We start from the raw sequence: 20,850 nt of genomic DNA on the forward strand, positions 1-20,850 counted from the left end.
CAATGGTTTGTCGAATCGTTTGGCGCTAAAGAACAGCGTAGGGGGCCGGTACTGAGAGTAACATAGGGGGAGGTTTTGTTTTTTGCCAGCCCACCAGAATAAGTAAAGGAAAAGACCCGGCCCGGTTGGTACTTCCGGTGTGGCTTCTGATCAGGCTGATAACTGATGTAACAGCGTCAAAGCTGTTTTAGCTTTCGCAGGTTTTTTTATCCTGATACATCTTCCGGTCTGCTGCTGCCATAAGGGCGTCCAGTGTATCTCCGGCATCAGGGTAAACGGCGATACCTGCGCTGTAGCTCATGTAAATTGACTGCCCGTCTGAGGTTTTTATATTCAGTAAGAATGATTTAAGGCGTTTTTTGGCTGCAAGGAGTTCTTCCCGGTCCGACACTTCAGGAATCAGAATGCAAAATTCGTCACCGCCGATCCTGTAGAATCTCTCTTCAGCCCGTAATGACGCAATGATTTCAGAGGAGACCAGTTTCAGTACTGAGTCGCCAAACTTATGGCCGTGCGTGTCATTGACGGTTTTGAAATTATTAAGATCGATGTACACCAGTGCCATCTCACGATTGTGCCGGCCTGCACGCCTGACTTCCTGTGAAAAGTCCTTAATGAGCTTACGCCGGTTATAGGCACCGGTCAGCGGATCGATGTTGACAAGGTTGCGAAGCTTTCTGGTCTTTTTTTTCACAACTTTCTTGAGCCGGACGTTATGCCAGGTCAGAAAGATTATGATAATCAGAAAGATACCAGATATTTCAGCGATCAGTTTCCAGTCGGTTTTGGCGTATTTCTCGACAGTGGTCCACTTTTCGAAAATAGTATTTTGTTCACTGTCGGTGATCGTGCTCAGGGCTTTATCAATGATCGGCAGTATTACCGGGGCGTTATCCTTGTGTATCGCTATTTTGAGCTGATAAAAATAATTCAGTTTGGTGGCGATTTTTATATCGTACTGGTGGTCCTGCTCAATATAGTATTTTGCCGTAATGGTGTTGATCGCAAACAGATCTGCCCGGCCGTTCAGCACCGCATTGAATCCTGCTTTAGTGGACGTGACATAAAGGAAATTCAGTGTGGGATGGCTTTGCTGTATATACTGGCCCAAACCGCTGTCTTCGACGATCGCGATCGTTTTCCGGGTTGCGTCTTTTTCAAGGTCAAGATACACAGTACGGTCTTCAAAATGTGTAACCAGCACTGCCGGATATGTGTAGATGTTTCTGGTGGTAAAGTCCAGATACAGCTTTCGCTCTTCAGTGACCGTGATTGCGCTGAACATGTCAGCTTTACCCCGGCGCACCAGTTCCACTGATTCACTCCAGGTTTCTGTATTTACCGGTTCAAGTTTGAGATTGGTTCTTTGCCTCAGAAGTGAAAATAAATCCGCGATGATGCCGGTGTGGATTCCCTGTTCATTCTTCCATTCGAATGGGGCCCAGTCGGGGTCATATGCATAACGCAGTGGATTGCCCTGATTCATCCATGCGGTTTCTTCGGGGCTTAACAGTTGACGAAAGTGTTCTTGATGGTTGGGATCAGAAATGTCAGGGCTTCCTGCAACCCCGTTGGGGCTGATAAAGAGGAGCCCTGATAACAAGCAAAGAGTACCAACCGATAAACAAAATCTCATGACATCAGATGCAGTAGTTGTTCCCGTTCAGATAAACCTTATCACAAGTTGCATTGAGTGTTGTGTTAGCTGCAGAGCAGGGCTGGCCCGTCACGATGGAACAGACGGCCACGATAATCTGGCGCCGTGACTGCATGTAGCCTGAGCAGAAATTAGCAGGCGCCGGCTCCGGTCTCTGTTTTGTACCTGTAACAACCTGTGATCTCGCCGGAACCTCGGTGTAACTACCCGGCTAACTTACAGATTAGCAGAGGTTACTGATGCCATCCCACTGACCAATTCCTCAAAATAAGGATTCCAGGTCAGCCTGGCGTGTACCTTGCCGGCTTCCTGATAACCCCAGTTGGAATACCACAGGTCATTACTGGCAGGGCATAGCCTTTCTGCTGCTTCAGTCTGGCCATTTTCACAGACCCGGTGACTGCCGTTACGGCCGTAGAAAGGATTGTTGGCGGCGAAGAGCAGTGACATATGAGAGAAGTTACTGATCTGTAACTGAGGCAGTTGGCTGGCTAATACTTTGATGCGCGGGTCGGCCGGTGCTGCGGTTTCACCAAACCAGAACAGTTTGCTGTCCGGGTTGCTGAAGCGCTGTTCAAACAGGGTTTTTACGGCTTCAGAGTCGACCACACTGTCATCAGCGCTCAGGGCGATGAGAACCGGCTTTTTATAGGTACTTTTTGCCAGCTGCTGGCGAACCTGCCGGGTGGTGTAGTAATACTGGGTGGCGCCGTTGGTAGTCAGTGAGCCATAACGGGTGTAGTTGCCGTCTGAGGAGTCCTGATCCAGCCAGTTGCTGAACAGGTTAGCCACGGGCAATAAGTGAGTCATGGCGGATTCCGGCACGATTGCCGGGGAGAATAGCAGTAATCCGCTGACGTCATCATTGCTCAGTGCTTCGGAGGTTGCCAGATTGGCGCCGGTTGAAAAGCCCCCCAGCCAGACTTCATCAACCTGTTGCTGCAACAGCCGGGTGTGATGGCTGACTGCTGCCTGCCATTCATCGGCGTCTGCCAGCATCAGATCTGCAGGCCGGCTGCCGTGGCCCGGCAGTAACAGGGTGCGCACCAGAAAGCCCTGCTGACTCAGTGCCTGGCTGATATCGCGAAAAAAGAAGGGCGAATCACCTAAACCGTGTACCAGCAGTATTCCTTTACGGGGTGGCAGTCCATTTGCGGGCGGAAGCTCGTAAGGTGTGTTGGCATCCAGCTCTGCCTGCTTATCTGCTGAGACGAATACCCGCTGTTGCTCCAACCAGGTACGGGTATCCTGTATATAGGTCTGAAAATCAGTCTGTCGGTATTCAGGCAAGGTGGCAGATGCCGTGTGTAAAGGGCTCTGCTCGCTGACCTGGGTACAGGCGCTGAGCAGAAGCAGGGTCAGAAGCGGAAATATTCGTTTTAGCATAGCCGGTACAAAAGGTAATTGTGATTGTGTGTCTCTCTTTGTACACCAGACAAAGTAAAAAGGGTGTTAAGAAATGTTAAATCTCTGCGGTTCTGAACCTGTATTCAGTGTGGCCGGATCTGAGCAGGGGAAAGTCAGGTGGGTCTTAAGGGGGCAGGGCTGTGAATGGCAACAAAAAAGGCCGCACAGTGTGCGGCCTTTCTGATTCAGTGCTGGCTAACAGCGTTACGCGGAGTACTGCTCTTCGTAATCGGTGTCATCCTCATCATCAACCATTGTTTCAGCGGATTCTTCAACCGGTTTGCTCGTCCCTTTCTTGTTGGTCTGAATATCGCGGATTTTGGCTAATTGTTTATCGATTTTGCTGCTCAGTGCATCCAGCGCGGCAAACAGATTTTCGTGGCTGGCTTTGGCGAACAGATCTTTACCGGTGGCATGGACAGTCGCTTCGACGACTTCCTCTTTGCCGTTTGATTTTTCAATGGTGACTTGTGCGCTGGTAATGACGTTATAGCGCTTTTGACTTTCGTGTAACCAACTTTCTATTTTTTCCCGTGTTGCGTCTGAAACTTTGTCATTGCGATTAGTGATGTTTATATTCATATATAACCCTTACTGCAAAAAACTCGGACACGTCTCCGCCTGCCAAACCTACTGTCCTTCGTGACAGGCTCACTTACAGAATGCTCCGATTAAAAAAAATTGCAATAGTGCCTGTGGTCAAAATGTGTAATTTTTCTTACAAAACAACGCAGATCAAGGTTTTGCAGGGTTCTGGCTGTTAAAAATACTGAACAGATGAACTCTTTGTAACACGTTGAGTCGATATATGATTACGGCCTGTAAAAGACGTCAGCCCTCGGCTGTGCTTGCGGCGGAAGAGGGGAAACCCGCGCATCAGGTTGTCGCCAGTATTCAGGCAGAATACCGGCGGCAGGCGGTATACGGTGGCTCAGTTATAGGCACCCGAGGCGTAGTGAAGTTCATAGCTGTGGCTGTAGATTTCCAGAATATTGCCGAACGGGTCTTCCATATAAATCATCCGGTAGGGCTTTTCACCCGGGAAATAATAGCGGGGTCTGGGCATACGTTTTTTGCCGCCGGCCTGAACAATTTTTTCCGCCAGCCCTTCTACGTCCGGGTCCTGAACACAGAAGTGAAAGATACCGGTTTTCCAGTATTCGAAGTTGTTTTCCGGGTTTTGCTGGCCTTTAAACTGGAACAGCTCAACGCCGATCCGGTCGCCGGTGGACAGGTGGGCAATTCTGAACGACTCCCAGCCGGCGCCGAATACATCGGTACACATTTCACCGATGGGGCTGTCATCCTCGGTAATGTCTGTGGGGGGCATAATTAAATACCAGCCCAGTACTTCAGTATAAAACTTAACGGCTGCTTCCAGGTCCGGTACTGAGATACCGATATGGGAAAACGTACGGGGGTAAGGGGCTGTAACATTCATGATCTTTGCTCCACAGAATTAATTTTGAGCGCAGTGTATGAATTGATTGTGTTAATATGAAATTATCATTAATGATTTATTTGATAACATATTGTTATGATTAATCCGGTATATCTGCGAACCTTTGTGCATCTGGCGCAAACCCGCCACTTCACACACACCGCTCAGCAGTTACATATGACCCAGCCGGGTGTCAGCCAGCATATTCAGAAACTGGAGGCGCAACTGGGGACGGCACTGTTAGACCGTCAGGGAAAAAGCTTCGAGTTAACGCAGGCCGGGGAGCTGCTCTGTGAGTATGCCAGCCAGCAGGCAGATGCTGAGTCGGAACTGCTCAGTGCCATTGCACAGGATGATGAGCAGAGCGGTGAATGCCGGCTGGCCTGTTCCGGTTCCATGGCGATGTTGCTGTATCCGCAATTACTGAGTCTGCAGGCCCGTTATCCTGGGCTGAAGATGAGCGTGGAGGCGGCACCCAATGCCGCCATTGCCGAGCGAGTCAGAAACAGAGAATCTGATATTGGCCTGATTACCCAGCCGGTGCATGATCCGGAGATGCTACAGGAGAAGGTCGGCGCTGACCGGCTGTGTCTGGTATTGCCGGCAGATGTTGCAGCAGACTGGGACAGCCTGATGGCGTTGGGGTTTATTAATCATCCGGATGGCCATCATTACGCGATTCAGGTGTTAGAGGCGAATTTTGCTGAGGATTTCAAAGGCATGCAGTCGGTGCCACAGTCAGGCTATATCAATCAGCTTAGCCAGATTTTATTACCGGTATCCCGTGGGCTGGGATTCACGGTGATTCCGAAGTCTTCGCTGGATGTGTGCCCGTTCGGGGATATGATCCGTACGGCCCGTCTGGCAACGGCCACTGATGAAAGCGTTTATCTGATTACCCGGAAACACCGTAATCTGCCGCTGCGCTATCAGCCGATTCGCGCGCTGATCAGGGAACAGCTGCGGACGGTTCCTGCTGAAGATGACGCGTCAGGTTGAAGTCCGCAGGCGGGTAAGGTGACGGGGCATTTGGCGGTAATAGTTTTAAGCCCGGATGAATTGTTTTTACGGTGATTCTTCTTAACAGCGGAATACTCCCTGTGGCACTATGGACGGGTGTAATCAGGCTTCAGGAAAGAACCAATGACAAAGGATTCATCACGGGGATTATCGACCTCTGCGCTGGCCAGAGCGCTGGATAAAACCAGTAAGCAGATGTTTGCTGAGCTGGCTGCATTAGGCTGGATTCGCCGTGAGGATGATCAGTGGAAACTCACCACTAAAGGTGAGTTCGAGAAAGGTAAATACCATACCAGTGATAAGTTTGGCACCTACATTGTCTGGCCGGAGTCGGTGCGCCAGCACCCGGCACTGGTGAAGTTTGAAGCCCGCTTACTGAATTACCAGGACCTTGCCGAGCATTTCAGTTACGACCCGCTGATGATGCAACGTTTGCTCACTGAACTGGGGTGGATGAAGCCGCATTTGCATGGCTGGCAGTTAACCGCCGCCGGTAAACTGCAGGGCGGGGTACAGCATGAAGATCAGGACTCCGGTGTGCCGCAAGTGTTGTGGCAGAAATCGGTGCAGACCAATGCCTTGCTGGAACAGCGCCTGAATGTCGCCCTGGGTAAAGACAGCTCCGGGGATATTCAGGGAGTCAGAACGCTGGATGGCCGTATGATGGACAATCAGGGGGCGGCACTGATAGCCAACTGGCTGTATCTGGCAAATATCCGTTTCACCACGCATATGAATATTCCGGAGTTACCGGGGCAGCAGGCGGATTTCTATTTGCCGGATGCCGGCCTCTTTCTGGAATTCTGGTGTGATTCTCTGACAGCGAATCAGCTGGCGCAGAAAATGGCCCGTAAAAACCATTATGCATTGCATAAGTCTGAAGTGGCTGATCTGCGGCCTGATGATCTTGGCCGTCTGGATAAACATCTGACAAAACTGCTCCTCCAGCATGAGATCGCCCTCTGAAAAGGCTGGTTTTGTCTGCGACTAAGGTCGAATTTTTTCTCTTTTGATTTTCAATAATCTTTTGTTTAACAACAGGTTAGGAGTCATCCCCTTATGGGGGTATACCCTTATTTGTGTCTGTCGCGGGATAATACGCCGGTGACCGGGCATTTGCCCATAACGGCCCAGCGCCATAACGACAATAACAAAAGGACCACCCACGTGAAGAGAAGAGATCTGCTGAAAGTAGCGGCCACCGGCATGGCTGCAGCTCCACTGGCGATGGCAACCGGTTCAGCCCAGGCTGCTGATAAAGTTCGTCTGCGGATGCAAACCCTGTATGGCACTGAAACCGACGACCTGTATAAAGCGTTTGCGGATGATGTGAAAACCAGTTCTAACAAAAGTGTTCGTATCAGCCGTTTCCGTGGTGGTGAGCTGGTGGCGAATGACCAGATGCTGGAAGCGGTATCCAAGGGTACGCTGGACATGTGTCAGGGCTATGGTGGCTACTGGGCCGGCCAGCTGGACATCGCCAAGATCGAATCCGGCATTCCCGGTGCCTGGACCAGCTTTGATGAAGCCATGTATCTGCACAAGGCAAAAGGTCTGTCTGACCTGATTGCTGAAGCCTATGCAGAAAAAGGTGTGCATTATCTGGGCCCTGTGTTTGGCGGTCCTTACGACCTGCTGACCACCAAGCCGGTTAAGAGTCTGGCGGATCTGAAAAATATGAAGATCCGGGCGACAGCGACGGTTGCCTCCATTCTGGAGAAGTTTGATATTCCGACCGTCTATCTGCCGAGTCAGGAACTGTATGTGGCACTGACTACAGGTGCTATTGACGGTGTGATCTACGGCGGCTCACTGGAATATAAAGCGCTGAAACTGCATGAAGCGGCGAAGCACTACACCTATCTGAACATGATTAACCCGGGTTATGCCGACGGTATGCTGATCAATAAGGCGAAATGGGATTCTATGAGTGATGACCAGCGTCGGGTCATTGAACTGGCCTACGCTAAGCATGCAACAGATATGCACGCCTGGAACGTGAACGGCTGTATGGATGTAAACGGTGAGGGCATCTTTGAATTTGCTTCGCTGCCGGTAGAAGATTCCAACGCGCTGACTGCTGCAGCCATGTCCGTCTGGAAGGATGAGGCGAAAAAGTCTGAGCGTAACAGCAAGGCGATTGCTGCCCTGACAGCCGCTGCACAGGCCGCTGGCCGGGTATAAATATTTGCAGGGATGACCGGTAAGGATTCCGGTGCAAGGGATTGTGCAAACGGGCCGCAGGGATGCGGCTTTTTTGCGTCTGTTATCGCTGTTTATCTGTGAAAATGCTGTCCGGCCAGCGGCCATTGTTAAGCCGGAGTAATTGTCGCATATCATTGAAAATAAGGTGCGCACCGGCTTCCCGCAGGGTTTGCGGGTTCATGCATTCTGCATAGCCGAATACCGTCATCCCGGCATGAATGCCACCCTGTATTCCCGGCGGGCTGTCTTCTATCACCAGACATTTTGCCGGGTTGGTGACACCCATACGGGCTGCCGCATGGAGAAATATATCCGGCCGGGGTTTGCCTTCGTGAACATCAGAAGTGCTGAACAGCCTGCCTTCAAGGAGGGGGAGCAGGCCGGTTTTCCCCAGTGTGATGTGCATCTTCGCATAGGTGCCACCGGAGGCAACACAGTAGGGTAGCTGTAAACCTTCAAGCACTTCCCTGATGCCTTCAACCGCTGTTACCGACGTGCGCAGGGCAATATTGATGTCCTGCTCATAGCGGTGTTGTATGTCTGCCGGCGGTGGGTGACCCAGCAGATCGGTGAGGGTTTGGATACATTGTTTCGCCGAGCGGCCAACGAACAGTTCAAACATTTCAGCCTGATTCAGCGTGAGTCCGCAACTTTCCTTAAGAATGCCGGCGAACACTTCATTGGCAATGCGCTCGCTGTCGACCAGAACTCCGTCGCAATCAAAAATTATCAGCTCAAAAGTATCCATGTTTCATCCCTGTGGTTTGCCTTCAGTATATTGAGTATGCGCTATAGGTTTGAATGATCCGGTTGGGTTAGGTTCCGGGGTTAGAGAAATTTTTGGCGGGGATTATGTGGGGCAGAAAAGGGTGGAATCAGAGGGGCTGGCGGCATAAAAAAAGGCCGCGATGATCGCGGCCTTGATATCACACTAAACAGTATCAGTTATTTCTTGCTGATACGGTCTTCCCAGAATTTAGCATTCTTAATGCCCAGTTTCTTAGGATCAAATGTGTACTCGGTTACACCGGCTTTACGCTGCTCTTCATAGTCTTTCAGGGCCTTAATTGCAGGACGGGCCATGAAGAAGATGATCAGAATACCGACGATGTTCAGCCAGGCCATCATGCCTACGCCTACGTCACCCATACCCCATGCCAGGTTGGCTGTTTTCACCGAACCGTAGAAGGTTGCAGCCATCAGAACAATCTTCAGCATCATCTTCAGACCAGGGATGTGAAGCGTGCGCTGGATGTACGCGATGTTGGTTTCGGCAATGTAGTAGTACGCCAGAATGGTGGTGAACGAGAAGAAGAACAGAGCGAAAGCAACAAACGGGCTACCGACACCTGGCAGGACGCTTTCAATTGCGGTCTGGGTGAAGGCCGGGCTGTTTGCTGCAACATCAGCCGCCAGGTTCTGAACCAGGAAGGCATCACCGGCACCGTGAACGTTATAAGCACCTGTGATCAGGATCATCAGCGCCGTTGCAGTACATACGAACAGCGTGTCGATGTATACAGAGAACGCCTGAACCAGACCCTGCTGAGCAGGGTGGTCTACTTCAGCAGCAGCGGCTGCGTGAGGACCAGTACCCTGACCGGCTTCGTTGGAGTAAACACCACGCTTAACACCCCAGCCAATCGCAGCACCCAGGCCAGCCATTGGTGTGAATGCATCGCCGATGATCATACCGAAGATTTCCGGCAGCATGTCTACGTTCAGCAGAACAATCACGGTAGCGATGATGATGTAAGCCAGTGCCATGAAAGGTACAACGACCTGAGTGAAGTTCGCGATACGCTTAACACCACCGAAGATGATGAAGCCCAGTACCAGAACAACAACTGTGCCGGTGACGATTTTCGCGAAGCTCAGGGTACCGATAGCGGTTTCGATCATGTCGCCGGAACCGAATGCGGTTTCTACAGCGTTACCGATACTGTTGGACTGTACGCCCGGCAGGAACACACCACAGGCCAGGATGGTCGCGATCGCGAAGATCCACGCATACCATTTCTGGCCCATCGCTTTTTCGATGTAGTAAGCCGGACCACCACGGTACTGGCCATCCTGCTCTTCCTTATAGATCTGTGCCAGTGTGGATTCTGCGTAAGCGGTAGCGGCGCCCAGGAAAGCTACAACCCACATCCAGAATACAGCACCCGGACCACCGAAACCGATCGCAGCGGCAACACCGGCGATGTTACCGGTACCGACACGGCCAGACAGCGAAACCGCCAGTGCCTGGAACGAAGAGATACCTTTGTCAGAGCTCTTACCGGAGAACAGTAAGCGCCACATTTCGCGGAACAGGCGAACCTGTACGAAACGGGTCATGATGGAATAGAAAAGACCGGCACCCAGGCAAAGATAAATCAGCGCCGGGCTCCAGATAATGCCGTTCATAAAATCGACAAATGCTTGCATTGAGACAAAACTCCAATATTTATTATTACTGGCCAGTTGCCGGATTTAACGGTCAGGGCACTTGACGGCAAACGCCGGAAAACTGGCGGAGAAAACCGCGGCCATTCTACCCCGTGTGTTGTGGGTGTTTTCTCTGAAACAGGACTTTATGTGGTTGTTTTGTCTATATATGTATGATTTGTAAGTCTTTATTACTTAAATGGCGAAATGTTGAGCGGAACAGAAAGGCGGGAAGGTGAAATGCGGGTCAGTCAAAGGTCTCAGGGCAGGCAAACTGTGTTCTGAAGATGGCTTAGATTATAAAATGCTTATATATCAAAGTGAAAGGAGTTGAAGTCAGGATGGTCTGACTGAAGCCGAAGCCGGCACAGGGCCGGCTTCGGGAGAGGCGGGATCAGTTAATTGCCTGACGCACCTTGTTGGCGATCTCCGGGGTAACCCATTTAGTCCAGATCTCTTCGTGGTTTTCCAGGAAGTAGATTGCACCGTCTTCACCGTCAGCCTGGTTATCACTCATGTACACCAGCACCTTACCTACTTCATCTGAGGTATAGGCACGCTTGTTGATGTACGCCATTACATCCGGGTTGTCGCCGGCGAATCCGGTGGTCACAATGGTGTTCACTGTGGTCGGTGTAAAGTTAGTTCGCTGTGGTGTGTCACACTCTTCTTTGGCGATACAGCTGTTCCAGTGCTCATCATTGATGTCGGCATCCGTGGTCAGGCGCTTCAGCTCGTACTTGCTCAGTACAGATGATGGCTGCCAGTAGTAGCCGAACCAGCCTTCTTCACGGTCATAAGACTTGGCAATGGTGCCATCCAGACCGGCTGCTGATCCCGGATCCAGCGCGATGAAACCGGCTTTTTCAAAGTTATAGGCGGTGGGTTTGGTCAGGTTGGTGTTGGCAATCTGGCAGGTCCAGCCGGACGGGCAGTTGACGAAGGTACCTTTCCCCGGGTTTTCTTTATTCGGGAACAGTTCCGGACGGGCCAGCACGTCATCGATGCTGTTAATTTCCGGATAATCATCGGCGATGCTTTTGGAGACATACCAGCCGTCGGCGGCATCAGGAATCAGTTTGGTTGCCACGATCACCTGACCGTTATCCTCAGCTTGTTGTAGCCGTTCGCGTACGGCGTTAGACCAGAATTCCGGCGCAATATGTGGCCGGCCTTTCGACTCCATTGAGGCCAGTGTGGTTGCCGTTGCGCCCGGCGCCAGATCGACACTGCAGCCAAAACCTTCTTCAAGGATGATCTTATCCAGGTTGGCGGCGAACTCGGCAGATGCCCAGTCCATCTCGGCGACGACGATGTCACCGCATTCGGCCATTGCCATACCGGATGCCAGGGCGAGGGTGACGGCGGCTACTGATTGCTTCAATAGGGTCATAAATACTCCGTTGTTTTTTTATCGTTATAAGGTGCTGATCAGCGGTTTATGCAAACTGAAATATCCGATCTGCAGGCAGTATTACAGAGCAATCAGTACGGTTTCGTCAGAATGCGCATTGTATTTGACCGCAAGCGACAGACTGCTGCTGTGTGATGAGCCTTAGTATTGGGGATTGTGTCTGGAAGCCGCTTGAATAATTACGCTGTTTTGTTCTACCTGAACGTCATAATTTCAGTTTTTGCAGGGGTATTTCTGCCGGAAATCTGGCACGTAAAAAAATACTGTATGGGGTGTAGTTTCATTTTGAACAGTAAGTTGTTGTGACGTCTGATCTGAGTTTGTATCTGTGCCTGCCATTACCGGGGGGAGGTTTCAGACTGGGGAAGTGGCGGTTGAAGCACAGGATAAGCTGTACTAGCTTGTGACTAATACATCCACCCGGGAGCGATGATGTCTGAGAGCAGTGGTAACAACAGAACTTGCCGTTTCTGGCGCATGGGAATTGTGGTTTTTTTCCTGATCAGTGTATCCGGGTGTCAGTTCGACTGGCTTCCGTTAAAGGAACAGGCGCCGGCTGAAACGGTGAGCCCCACTGTCAGCAGTGGCGAATATTATTACCGGCTGGGTTTAAAGCATACAGCTGACAGTCAGCATCAGGATCTGGTGGCGGCCCGTCAGGCGTTTCGTCAGGCCGCAGATAAAGACCACGCGAATGCTCAGTACTTGCTGGCTCTGTCTTATTTTAACGGTAAAGGTGGCCGTGTCAGTTACTCATCCGGGCTGTTCTGGCTGGAAAAGGCCGCTGCAAACGGGCAGCCAGAAGCCCAGTTTCGTCTGGGGGATATCTATCTGAACGGGCGGGACGTGGATGCCGAAGAGGCCTGGGGTATTCACTGGCTGGCCAGAGCGGCAGATCAGGGGCATGTAGAGTCGCAATATCAGTTGGGGATTGCCTATGCTGCCGGGCTGGGCTGGCCCCGGGATTTACCCGCAGCATGGGCCTGGCTGAGTCTGGCAAAACGTGCCGGGGATGAATCAGCAGCCGATCTGCTAAGGCGGTTGCAGCCGCGTTTATCGGCCAGCCAGCTGGCTGAAGGCAAACAGTTACTGTCCGGCTGGCGACAGGTTCAGAAAGAAAGCAGTGTGCCCCGGGGGCAGGTAAGGTTTATTCAGCATGCCCTGAACCGGCTGGGATATGATTCCGGAAATGCTGATGGCTGGATCGGCCCGGTTACCCGCCAGGCGATTGGTCAGTTTCGTCAGGCAAAAGGGCTCGCGGGCAATACAGCTGCCGTGAATACTGCACTGGTAAATGCATTAAGGGATGCGTTAATTCAGCACCCGGCAGCGTCGCCAGCCAGTGCGGCCGGCGACGGCTGATGTCAGTTCATATCAACTGGCGGGTTGTTCATCCGTGACAGGGTCGCCAGTGTTTTCTTCTGTATCTTCTTCGGGTGACTTGATTGCATCAATAACAGCGTTGGGTGAGGAAATGCCTAACAGCTCATTCACGGCGTCCAGCATTTTATTCTCTTCATCGAGCGCTTTATTGCTGGCGCCCTGAAGGGTGGTTTCAGCGGCCCTGGCCAGTGTCTCAACTGAATCCGGATCTGTCTCGCCGTCATCTGGCAGGCTGTCGGCAATATCCGCCAGCTGTTGCTGGAGGGCCTTACGGGCTTCCGGCGTTAATTCAGGATCTTCCAGCTGAGTGAGGATATCTTCTATATCCAGCGCATCCTGTTCGGTCAGGGAGGTGGCCAGCGCCAGTTTTTCATAGGTGGCAATCTGGCCGACCCGGGAGTGAGGCGCAGCATGTTCTCTGGCGGTTGCCGATGCGTGTGCGGCATTGAGGCTGCCTTTGAGTTTTTCACCGGAGGTCTTGTCTTTCGCCGAAAGCGATTTGAGGTTCTTATTGCCCTGCGGACCGGCGCTGTTGTCACTGCTGTTGCCATGTCCGCCGCCTTTGCCGTTACCGCCGCCGTTACCGCCGCCGTTACCGCCGCCGTTGCCACCGCCATTACCGCCGCCATTACCGCCGCCGTTACCGTTTTTAGCAAACGCCTGACTCTGGGTATCCACACTGGGCAGGTGATCCAGTGCTAGAGGTAAAAAAATAAAAGCTGAGGCCAGAAGAACCGACCCGAGTTGTTGTCTGACCGGTGATTTCATAGCCGGTACCTCTTAAAGATCTGTTCGGGGACTTTAAGTGTAGCAGTGGATGCTTAGGCGAGGTGGGAATAAAAAAGGCAGCTCAGTGACTGAGCTGCCAACGCAGGAGAGAGATCGCTGCTTTCAACAAGCCGGTGAAGCCGGTCGGGGAGGGCCGGCTTTATTTAAGAAGGGTTAGCGTTCAACAAACGCCCGTTCAATGACATAGTGGCCCAGTTCACCCTGACGGGCTTCATGGAAGCCCATGCTCTCAAGAATGTTGCAGGTGTCCTTGAGCATGCTCGGGCTGCCGCACAGCATGAAGCGGTCGTGTTCCGGGTTCAGGTCCGGCAGTCCCAGATCATTGGTCAGTTTACCGGTGACCATTAAGTCGGTCAGGCGGCCGTTATTGCGGAATTTTTCCCGGGTAACGGTCGGGTAGTACAGCAGCTTGTCTGACACCATTTCCCCGAGGAACTCGTCGTTAGGTAACTGGTTTTCAATCACATCGGTATAGGCCAGCTCCGACAGGTAACGCACCCCGTGGGTCAGAATAACCTGATCATAGGCGTCGTAGATTTCCGGATCTTTAATGATGCTCATGAAAGGTGCCAGACCGGTGCCAGTGCTGATCAGGAACAAACGTTTGCCCGGCAGCAAGTTATCGTTAATCAGCGTGCCGGTAGGCTTGCGGCTGACCAGAATCTGATCACCCACATTGATGTTCTGTAATTTAGATGTCAGCGGGCCGTCCTGCACTTTGATGCTGAAAAACTCCAGACGGTCCTCGTGGTTAGCGCTGGCAATGCTGTAAGCACGCATCAGCGGACGGCCTTCATGTTCCAGGCCGATCATGACGAAATGACCGTTCTTGAAACGAAAACCCGGATCCCGGCTGGTGGTGAAGCTGAATAAAGTATCGTTCCAGTGATGGACGCTGAGAACTTCTTCGGTTGCTATGTTTGCCATTGCTGATTCCTATATAAGATGTTTTCACCGGGGCTGAGGGTCTGTGTGCTCATGACCGTAGTGAATTATCTATAGCTTAAAGTTATAAAAATCGTATTCCTTATTTCTTGTTATCGATAATAGGCCTGTCTATGATATTGGTAAAGACGATAATTCAGAAAACTTATATCGGTAAAACCGAATATGAAATATACCTTAAGACAACTGGAAGTGTTTTTGGCGGTTGCTCACTTCGACAACATTACTAAGGCCGCACAAAGCCTGGCGATGTCTCAGTCGGCTGTAAGCGGCGCGCTGCGGGACCTCGAGCAGCAGTTTGATATGCAGCTGTTTGACCGGGTAGGCAAGCGTTTACAGATTAATGAGCTGGGCCGTTCATTGCGGCCAAGGGTTGAAGCGCTGCTGGAACGGGCTAAGTCTTTACAGCAGGAAATGGAGCAGCATCAGGCCGTGGGGGAGTTGCGGATCGGGGCGACCCTGACCATCGGGAATTATCTGGCTGTGGGGCTGATGGCGCAGTATATGGCAGAGCATCCGCAGGCGCGGCTGGATTTACAGGTTGCCAATACCACCACCATTACCCGGCGGTTAGTGAATTTTGACATTGATATTGGTCTGATCGAAGGAGAGGTGCAGCATCCGGAGCTGGAAATTCTGCCCTGGCAGAATGATGAACTGGTGGTGTTCTGTGCAGCGGATAATCCGCTGGCGCAGAAGATCCGTCTCAGTGATACTGACTTGCTGCAGGCCAACTGGATTCTGCGGGAACAGGGCTCAGGCACCCGGCAAACCTTTGACCGGGCCATGCACGGTTTGCTGCCGGAACTGAAAGTGACTCTGGAACTGGAACACATCGAAGCCATTAAAGGGGCGGTTGCTGCGGGGCTGGGGCTGGGATGTTTGTCGCGGATCGCCCTGCTGGAAGATTTTGCTCAGGGGCGTTTGGTACCGTTACAGGTTGCCGGGCGGGATCTGAACCGGCGGTTGTATCTGATGCTGCACCGGCATAAATACATCAGTGCGGGCATTGAACACTGGATGCAGCTGTGCCGGCGCTGAAATAAAAAAACCGGCCATCTGGCCGGTTTTTTATAACTTTCAGCATTACGCCTGTGCGTTACGGGCCTGCTGTTCTTTACGCAGCTGCTCTTTCTGTTCACGGCGCTGAGCAATGGTTTCTAACGCATCGGCACCCAGGTGGGCTTCACCGCGGGTTTCTGCCAGCTGCATCTGCTTCTGACGTTCAATAAAACGCTGCCGCTGAGCCGGGTCTTGCTTGTCGTAGCACTGGTGACAGCTGACACCCTGCATGTACTTATCACTCTGCTTCTCTTCTTCAGTAATCGGCAGGCGGCAGGCGTGGCACTGATCGTAAATACCTTTTTCCAGCTGGTGGTTAACGGTGATGCGGTTATCGAATACAAAGCATTCACCCTGCCACAGGGTTTCTTCTTCAGGTACCTCTTCAAGGTACTTCAGAATACCGCCTTCCAGATGGTAAACCTCATCGAAACCCTGTTCTTTCAGGTATGCAGTAGACTTTTCACAGCGGATACCGCCGGTGCAGAACATGGCAACTTTCTTGTTCTTTGCCGGGTCCAGGTTTTCTTTTACATACTGGGGAAATTCGCGGAACGTATCGGTTTCCGGGTTGATGGCGCCTTCAAAGGTGCCGACCTGCACTTCGTAGTCGTTGCGGGTATCCACCAGAATAACGTCCGGATCGGAGATCAGTGCATTCCAGTCTTTCGGTTTAACGTAAGTACCCACTACCTGTTTAGGGTCGATGCCTTCAACGCCCATGGTGACGATTTCTTTTTTCAACTTAACCTTGGTGCGGTAGAACGGGTTGCTGTCGTCAAATGATTCCTTGTAAACCGTATCCGCCAGACGGGGATCATTCTTCAGCCAGGTCAGCAGGGCATCGATACCTTCACGGGTGCCGGCGACGGTGCCGTTAATGCCTTCTTTAGCCAGCAGCAGTGTGCCGCGGATACCGTTGCTTTCCAGCAACTGGCGAAGGGGTTCACGGATGTCCTGATAGTCTTTCAGGGTGACGAATTTATAGAGCGCACATACAACGATTTGTGACATGGTTTTCCTCTGCGAACCGGAGCGTAAATCCGGAGCAATACATTATGTTGTTTCGGCAGTTAAGTGAAAAACTGCTGATACCGGCTGTCCGGGATGGGACAGGGGCGGCATTTTAATCAAAAAGTCTCAGGCTGAAAAGCCCGCTGAGTAAGGGCTGGGTGTCTGGTGTGCTTCTGATCCGTTTGTATTACCCAATATCAAGCTTTGGCGCGAATGGAATAGCTTGATACCATTAGCTTATTGTTGACGGCTATATACATGGATCGGGTCTTCAGATGCAGATTTTAGTAGTAGATGATTCCGCGTTGGTGCGGGATCTGGTAACAAGCATTGTTGTTGGCGCCGGTTATCCGCAACCATTGCCCGCCAAAGATGCGAGGGAAGCAAAAGCGCACATTAAACGGTCTGTTGTTGACCTGATTCTGATGGATATTTCATTGCCCGGTGTGGATGGATTGCAACTTACCCGTCAGATCCGCCGTAACCTGAAAGATGATTACTGGATACCGATAATTTTCCTGACCGTCAAAGATGATCCGGATTATCTGGCAGCCGCCATTGATGCCGGTGGTGATGATTATCTGGTGAAGCCGGTTAATCAGGTGGTGTTGCTGGCGAAGGTGCATGCCATGTCCCGGATTTCAAAAATGAAGGCAGCACTGGATGAAACCAATTTGCAACTGAGCCGGCTGACTCAGATCGACGCGCTGACCAATGTGATAAACCGCCGTGGCTTTGATGAGTCACTTGAGCATACCTGGCGGTTGTACCGGCGGAATAATCAGGAACTGTGTTTGCTGTTCCTCGATATAGATGATTTTAAAACCTATAACGATAACTACGGACACCCGCAGGGTGACCGCTGTCTGCGTCAGGTCTCTGAACTCTTTAAGAGCTGCTTACGTTCTGACAGTGACATACTGGCCCGCTATGGCGGGGAAGAGTTTGTCATTGTACTGCCCAATACCACTTTGCGGGCAGCAGAAAAGCTTGCTCAGAAGATTTTGCACCGGTTAGCGCAGGAGCAGATTGAGCACCAGCATTCCCATGTTGCGCCGTATATCACCACCAGCATCGGAATCAGCACAACCCGTGACGGGGCAACGACGGCGCAGAAATTGCTCAGTCAGGCAGACCGGAGTTTGTATAAAGCGAAATCCAATGGCCGTAGTCAGATCTGCTGCTACGAAGATATCGGGCAGTCGGCGGAAACAGAATTATGAGTAAACATACACTGATAGCTGCTGTTATCGGGCAGTTGCAGGCGGATCTGGCTGTTTGTGAGCAGGCGGCAAATGAAGCGCATCAGGCGGCAACCCACGAAGAAAGTGTGGCTGAAAATCAGTATGACACCCTGGGCCTGGAAGCCTCTTATCTGGCGGAAGGACAATCCCGGCGGGTAGCCGAAATACAGCAGGAAATCGCGGCCTGGCAGGCGCTGCCGGAAACCGGTTTCTATGAAGATGATCCGGTGATTTCGGGGTGTCTGGTTATGTTGCAGGCGATGGACACTGAAGAACAGCGGTTGTTACTGCTCGGGCCGGCTGCCGGCGGAATGAAGCTTTCCCATGCCGGTATGACCGTCACTGTTGTAACGCCGGAAGCACCGTTGGGGGCGCAACTGACCGGTAAGTATGTGGGCGATTGTGTGATGATTGCCGCCACTGAGTTTGAAATTACCGATGTGCAATAAAGGCTGATTATTCCTGTAAAGCCAGCGTATAATGCCGCCAGACATATAGTTCAGAATTTAGGAACAAGCATGAAGATCACCAAAGATAAGGTTGTTCAGTTTCATTACAACCTTTCCGCTGCCGATGACAGCGTGCAGGAAACCAGCCGTAAAGGTAACCCGATGTTATACCTGCATGGCCATGACAATATGATCAAAGGTCTGGAAGCGGCAATGAATGACCGTGAAACCGGTGATGTTTTTTCGGTGACACTGGCACCTGAAGATGCCTACGGCGCGTTTTTGCCTAACTGCGAACAGGTGATTCAGAAGAAGCATCTGCAGGGTAAAAAGAACTGGAAGCCGGGTATGGTTGCTACCGTTCAGACGGATAAAGGGCTGCGTCAGGTCACCGTTGTTAAAGTAGGTATGTCCAAGGTAACCGTGGATAATAACCATCCGCTGGCGGGCAAGACCCTGACCTTTGATGTGGAAGTAATGGATGTGCGTGATGCGACTGAAGAAGAAGTTGCTCACGGCCACGCGCATGGCGTAGGTGGTCACCAGCACTGATCTGCGGACCGAATATAAAACAGCGCCTGATGGCGCTGTTTTTGTTTGTGGTGAAAGCAGGGCCGGTTATAAACCTCGCAGCAGATGCCACTGTTCAGTAAGGCTGGTGTCCAGATCCGTAATGTCCTGATCAGCGCTCAGTAGCTGTAAACGGCTGAAGTCCGGTGTGTCGGATATTTCCGTTTGCACCGATGCGTGACTGTTATCCCCGCGGCGGTATTCAAAGTAAACAAAACTGACGCGGCGGCCATTACGTTTACCGGGGGTAAACCAGACTGCCAGATTGCATTGTTGCGCCGGATGCCAGCAAAGGACAGGTTCACAGGGTTGCAGGCTGTGCTCTGTGGCCAGCCGGGGTGGTTCTGTTGAATATATGTGTGCTTCAAACATGGATCTGCTCCCATTTTCATGAGAACTGACGTGTGCGGGGTGCTACCTGATTCTTTGTCGGTATGACCACATCGCCCGGAGATTCCGGGTTACCACCTTGCCCAGGTTGGCAGGTTGGCGAGGACGTCAGCCCTTCTCTTGATGTAACGATTTAATGGCGGTTAATTTAGGGTATTTTCTGCACAGTTGCAACGGTTGTCCGGAGAATATTCCGGGAAGTGTTTATGGCAGGGGCAACTGAAACACTGTTCCGGCGTGTTGCCGGAACAGTTGTCGGTATAGCAGTAGAGCCTGTTAGCTTCAGGCGTCGAAATGAATCACGCTGCGAATGCTTTTGCCCTGATGCATCAGCTCGAAAGCTTCATTGATGGAGTCCAGCCCCATAGTATGGGTGATGAAATCATCCAGACGGAACTCACCCTGCAGATAACGCTCTACGTAATCCGGCAGTTCAGAACGGCCTTTGACCCCACCGAAAGCCGAACCACGCCATACCCGGCCGGTGACCAGTTGGAAAGGACGGGTGGATATTTCCTGACCGGCACCGGCAACGCCGATAACGACCGATTCTCCCCAACCTTTGTGGCAGCATTCCAGCGCGGAACGCATCACCTGAGTATTGCCGATGCATTCAAATGAGTAGTCAACGCCACCGTCAGTCATCTCAACGATGAGATCCTGAATGGGCTTATCGTGATCCTGCGGGTTGATGCAGTCGGTTGCGCCCAGCTTTCTCGCCAGCTCAAACTTTGAGGTGTTGATGTCAATGGCGATGATGCGGCCGGCACCGGCCATGGTGGCGCCGATAATGGCCGACAGACCGATGCCCCCCAGGCCGAAGATTGCGACTGTGGCACCTGCTTCAACTTTGGCGGTGTTGATAACCGCGCCCATACCGGTGGTCACACCGCAGCCAAGCAGGCAGATTTCTTCCAGCGGTGCTTCCGGGTTTACCTTTGCCAGTGAGATTTCCGGCAGAACCGTGTATTCCGAAAAGGTCGAGCAACCCATGTAATGGTAGATTGGCTGGCCGTCTTTATAGAAGCGGGTCGTGCCATCCGGCATCAGACCTTTACCCTGGGTTTCACGGATTTTCTGACACAGGTTTGTTTTACCTGACTGACAGTACTTACATTCGCCGCATTCAGGTGTGTACAGCGGAATAACGTGATCCCCGACGGCTACGCTGGTGACGCCTTCGCCAACCGCTTCAACAATGCCGCCGCCCTCGTGACCAAGTACCACCGGGAAAATGCCTTCCGGGTCATCACCGGACAGGGTGAAAGCATCGGTATGGCATACGCCGCTGGCAATCACTTTAACCAGTACCTCGCCGGCTTTGGGAGGCATTACGTCAATTTCTTCAATGCTTAACGGTTGGCCGGGGCCCCAGGCAATGGCGGCTTTGGATTTGATCATGGTGTCTGACATTAAGCTGTCTCTTTCTG

General features: G+C 51.8%; 20 protein-coding genes and 1 riboswitch. Of the genes, 8 read left to right on the forward strand and 12 right to left on the reverse strand.

Annotated features, from left to right (window positions below; translation table 11 throughout):
* Positions 1–187: 187 nt before the first annotated feature.
* The 4 genes from PCI15_RS07530 to PCI15_RS07545 all read right to left on the reverse strand — a co-directional run bounded on the left by PCI15_RS07530 (position 188) and on the right by PCI15_RS07545 (position 4,505).
* Entirely contained in the window at positions 188–1,486 is a 1,299-nt protein-coding gene (locus PCI15_RS07530; protein WP_271273717.1) for a diguanylate cyclase domain-containing protein, read from the reverse strand.
* A gap of 387 nt (positions 1,487–1,873) precedes the next feature.
* Positions 1,874–3,043: an alpha/beta hydrolase gene (locus tag PCI15_RS07535; RefSeq protein WP_271273718.1), complete on the reverse strand. Its 1,170-nt coding sequence runs from the start codon at positions 3,041–3,043 to the stop codon at positions 1,874–1,876.
* 225 nt (positions 3,044–3,268) lie between these two features.
* Positions 3,269–3,646, reverse strand: a complete 378-nt coding sequence (hpf, locus tag PCI15_RS07540; protein ID WP_271273719.1) for a ribosome hibernation-promoting factor, HPF/YfiA family — start codon at positions 3,644–3,646, stop codon at positions 3,269–3,271.
* A gap of 349 nt (positions 3,647–3,995) precedes the next feature.
* A complete protein-coding gene (locus PCI15_RS07545; RefSeq protein ID WP_271273720.1) occupies positions 3,996–4,505 on the reverse strand; it encodes a lactoylglutathione lyase family protein in 510 nt (169 codons plus the stop codon).
* 96 nt (positions 4,506–4,601) lie between these two features.
* Between PCI15_RS07545 and PCI15_RS07550 the strand changes: the two genes are divergently transcribed.
* The 3 genes from PCI15_RS07550 (at position 4,602) to dctP (ending at position 7,709) form a co-directional block, all read left to right on the forward strand.
* Positions 4,602–5,504 (forward strand): LysR family transcriptional regulator, encoded by a 903-nt coding sequence (locus tag PCI15_RS07550; protein ID WP_271273721.1) that lies wholly within the window; start codon positions 4,602–4,604, stop codon positions 5,502–5,504.
* 144 nt (positions 5,505–5,648) lie between these two features.
* Positions 5,649–6,491, forward strand: coding sequence for a hypothetical protein (locus PCI15_RS07555; protein ID WP_271273722.1), 843 nt, complete (start codon positions 5,649–5,651; stop codon positions 6,489–6,491).
* 201 nt (positions 6,492–6,692) lie between these two features.
* On the forward strand, positions 6,693–7,709 hold the full coding sequence (gene dctP, locus PCI15_RS07560) for a TRAP transporter substrate-binding protein DctP (RefSeq protein WP_205658452.1): 1,017 nt from the start codon (positions 6,693–6,695) through the stop codon (positions 7,707–7,709).
* Between the two features lie 82 nt (positions 7,710–7,791).
* Here the strand turns inward: dctP and PCI15_RS07565 are convergent, their stop codons facing one another.
* From PCI15_RS07565 to PCI15_RS07575, 3 genes are all read right to left on the reverse strand, one after another.
* Complete coding sequence (locus tag PCI15_RS07565; RefSeq protein WP_271273723.1) at positions 7,792–8,478, reverse strand: HAD family hydrolase; 687 nt, start codon at positions 8,476–8,478, stop codon at positions 7,792–7,794.
* A 197-nt stretch (positions 8,479–8,675) separates the two neighbouring features.
* Positions 8,676–10,160 carry an alanine/glycine:cation symporter family protein gene (locus PCI15_RS07570; RefSeq protein ID WP_271273724.1) on the reverse strand — a complete coding sequence of 495 codons (1,485 nt, stop codon included), beginning with the start codon at positions 10,158–10,160 and terminating at the stop codon, positions 8,676–8,678.
* Positions 10,161–10,554: 394 nt separating this feature from the next.
* Positions 10,555–11,553 carry a glycine betaine ABC transporter substrate-binding protein gene (locus PCI15_RS07575; protein ID WP_271273725.1) on the reverse strand — a complete coding sequence of 333 codons (999 nt, stop codon included), beginning with the start codon at positions 11,551–11,553 and terminating at the stop codon, positions 10,555–10,557.
* A gap of 498 nt (positions 11,554–12,051) precedes the next feature.
* Here PCI15_RS07575 and PCI15_RS07580 point away from each other — a divergent pair, with 498 nt between their 5' ends.
* On the forward strand, positions 12,052–12,936 hold the full coding sequence (locus PCI15_RS07580) for an SEL1-like repeat protein (protein WP_271273726.1): 885 nt from the start codon (positions 12,052–12,054) through the stop codon (positions 12,934–12,936).
* 12 nt (positions 12,937–12,948) lie between these two features.
* Here PCI15_RS07580 and PCI15_RS07585 read toward each other — a convergent pair whose 3' ends face one another.
* Positions 12,949–13,725 (reverse strand): hypothetical protein, encoded by a 777-nt coding sequence (locus PCI15_RS07585; RefSeq protein ID WP_271273727.1) that lies wholly within the window; start codon positions 13,723–13,725, stop codon positions 12,949–12,951.
* A 174-nt stretch (positions 13,726–13,899) separates the two neighbouring features.
* Positions 13,900–14,673 carry a ferredoxin--NADP reductase gene (locus PCI15_RS07590; protein WP_271273728.1) on the reverse strand — a complete coding sequence of 258 codons (774 nt, stop codon included), beginning with the start codon at positions 14,671–14,673 and terminating at the stop codon, positions 13,900–13,902.
* A gap of 183 nt (positions 14,674–14,856) precedes the next feature.
* On the opposite strand from PCI15_RS07590, the gene PCI15_RS07595 reads away from it, so the two are divergent.
* Positions 14,857–15,732: a LysR family transcriptional regulator gene (locus PCI15_RS07595; RefSeq protein ID WP_271273729.1), complete on the forward strand. Its 876-nt coding sequence runs from the start codon at positions 14,857–14,859 to the stop codon at positions 15,730–15,732.
* A 45-nt stretch (positions 15,733–15,777) separates the two neighbouring features.
* Here PCI15_RS07595 and trhO read toward each other — a convergent pair whose 3' ends face one another.
* Positions 15,778–16,767 (reverse strand): oxygen-dependent tRNA uridine(34) hydroxylase TrhO, encoded by a 990-nt coding sequence (gene trhO / locus PCI15_RS07600; protein ID WP_271273730.1) that lies wholly within the window; start codon positions 16,765–16,767, stop codon positions 15,778–15,780.
* Positions 16,768–17,042: 275 nt separating this feature from the next.
* Here trhO and PCI15_RS07605 point away from each other — a divergent pair, with 275 nt between their 5' ends.
* The 3 genes from PCI15_RS07605 (at position 17,043) to PCI15_RS07615 (ending at position 19,012) form a co-directional block, all read left to right on the forward strand.
* Positions 17,043–17,990: a diguanylate cyclase domain-containing protein gene (locus tag PCI15_RS07605; protein ID WP_271273731.1), complete on the forward strand. Its 948-nt coding sequence runs from the start codon at positions 17,043–17,045 to the stop codon at positions 17,988–17,990.
* Positions 17,987–18,460: a GreA/GreB family elongation factor gene (locus PCI15_RS07610; RefSeq protein ID WP_271273732.1), complete on the forward strand. Its 474-nt coding sequence runs from the start codon at positions 17,987–17,989 to the stop codon at positions 18,458–18,460. Before PCI15_RS07605 ends, PCI15_RS07610 begins: the two co-directional genes overlap by 4 nt.
* A gap of 69 nt (positions 18,461–18,529) precedes the next feature.
* Positions 18,530–19,012, forward strand: coding sequence for an FKBP-type peptidyl-prolyl cis-trans isomerase (locus PCI15_RS07615; RefSeq protein ID WP_271273733.1), 483 nt, complete (start codon positions 18,530–18,532; stop codon positions 19,010–19,012).
* 66 nt (positions 19,013–19,078) lie between these two features.
* Here PCI15_RS07615 and PCI15_RS07620 read toward each other — a convergent pair whose 3' ends face one another.
* Entirely contained in the window at positions 19,079–19,402 is a 324-nt protein-coding gene (locus PCI15_RS07620) for a hypothetical protein (protein WP_271273734.1), read from the reverse strand.
* A 40-nt stretch (positions 19,403–19,442) separates the two neighbouring features.
* Positions 19,443–19,552, reverse strand: a riboswitch (SAM-I-IV-variant riboswitch).
* 150 nt (positions 19,553–19,702) lie between these two features.
* Complete coding sequence (locus tag PCI15_RS07625) at positions 19,703–20,833, reverse strand: S-(hydroxymethyl)glutathione dehydrogenase/class III alcohol dehydrogenase (RefSeq protein WP_446680449.1); 1,131 nt, start codon at positions 20,831–20,833, stop codon at positions 19,703–19,705.
* Positions 20,834–20,850 lie beyond the last annotated feature (17 nt).

This window comes from Aliamphritea hakodatensis (assembly GCF_024347195.1).
Taxonomy (GTDB): domain Bacteria; phylum Pseudomonadota; class Gammaproteobacteria; order Pseudomonadales; family Balneatricaceae; genus Amphritea; species Amphritea hakodatensis.

Excerpts from the sequence above, each read along its gene's own strand:
- PCI15_RS07530 (WP_271273717.1), bottom strand. The coding sequence starts at position 1,486 with ATGAATCAGGGCAATCCACTGCGTTATGCATATGACCCCGACTGGGCC.
- PCI15_RS07535 (WP_271273718.1), bottom strand. The coding sequence starts at position 3,043 with ATGCTAAAACGAATATTTCCGCTTCTGACCCTGCTTCTGCTCAGCGCC.
- hpf (WP_271273719.1), bottom strand. The coding sequence starts at position 3,646 with ATGAATATAAACATCACTAATCGCAATGACAAAGTTTCAGACGCAACA.
- PCI15_RS07545 (WP_271273720.1), bottom strand. The coding sequence starts at position 4,505 with ATGAATGTTACAGCCCCTTACCCCCGTACGTTTTCCCATATCGGTATC.
- PCI15_RS07550 (WP_271273721.1), top strand. The coding sequence starts at position 4,602 with ATGATTAATCCGGTATATCTGCGAACCTTTGTGCATCTGGCGCAAACC.
- PCI15_RS07555 (WP_271273722.1), top strand. The coding sequence starts at position 5,649 with ATGACAAAGGATTCATCACGGGGATTATCGACCTCTGCGCTGGCCAGA.
- PCI15_RS07565 (WP_271273723.1), bottom strand. The coding sequence starts at position 8,478 with ATGGATACTTTTGAGCTGATAATTTTTGATTGCGACGGAGTTCTGGTC.
- PCI15_RS07570 (WP_271273724.1), bottom strand. The coding sequence starts at position 10,160 with ATGCAAGCATTTGTCGATTTTATGAACGGCATTATCTGGAGCCCGGCG.
- PCI15_RS07575 (WP_271273725.1), bottom strand. The coding sequence starts at position 11,553 with ATGACCCTATTGAAGCAATCAGTAGCCGCCGTCACCCTCGCCCTGGCA.
- PCI15_RS07580 (WP_271273726.1), top strand. The coding sequence starts at position 12,052 with ATGGGAATTGTGGTTTTTTTCCTGATCAGTGTATCCGGGTGTCAGTTC.
- PCI15_RS07585 (WP_271273727.1), bottom strand. The coding sequence starts at position 13,725 with ATGAAATCACCGGTCAGACAACAACTCGGGTCGGTTCTTCTGGCCTCA.
- PCI15_RS07590 (WP_271273728.1), bottom strand. The coding sequence starts at position 14,673 with ATGGCAAACATAGCAACCGAAGAAGTTCTCAGCGTCCATCACTGGAAC.
- PCI15_RS07595 (WP_271273729.1), top strand. The coding sequence starts at position 14,857 with ATGAAATATACCTTAAGACAACTGGAAGTGTTTTTGGCGGTTGCTCAC.
- trhO (WP_271273730.1), bottom strand. The coding sequence starts at position 16,767 with ATGTCACAAATCGTTGTATGTGCGCTCTATAAATTCGTCACCCTGAAA.
- PCI15_RS07605 (WP_271273731.1), top strand. The coding sequence starts at position 17,043 with ATGCAGATTTTAGTAGTAGATGATTCCGCGTTGGTGCGGGATCTGGTA.
- PCI15_RS07610 (WP_271273732.1), top strand. The coding sequence starts at position 17,987 with ATGAGTAAACATACACTGATAGCTGCTGTTATCGGGCAGTTGCAGGCG.
- PCI15_RS07615 (WP_271273733.1), top strand. The coding sequence starts at position 18,530 with ATGAAGATCACCAAAGATAAGGTTGTTCAGTTTCATTACAACCTTTCC.
- PCI15_RS07620 (WP_271273734.1), bottom strand. The coding sequence starts at position 19,402 with ATGTTTGAAGCACACATATATTCAACAGAACCACCCCGGCTGGCCACA.
- PCI15_RS07625 (WP_446680449.1), bottom strand. The coding sequence starts at position 20,833 with ATGTCAGACACCATGATCAAATCCAAAGCCGCCATTGCCTGGGGCCCC.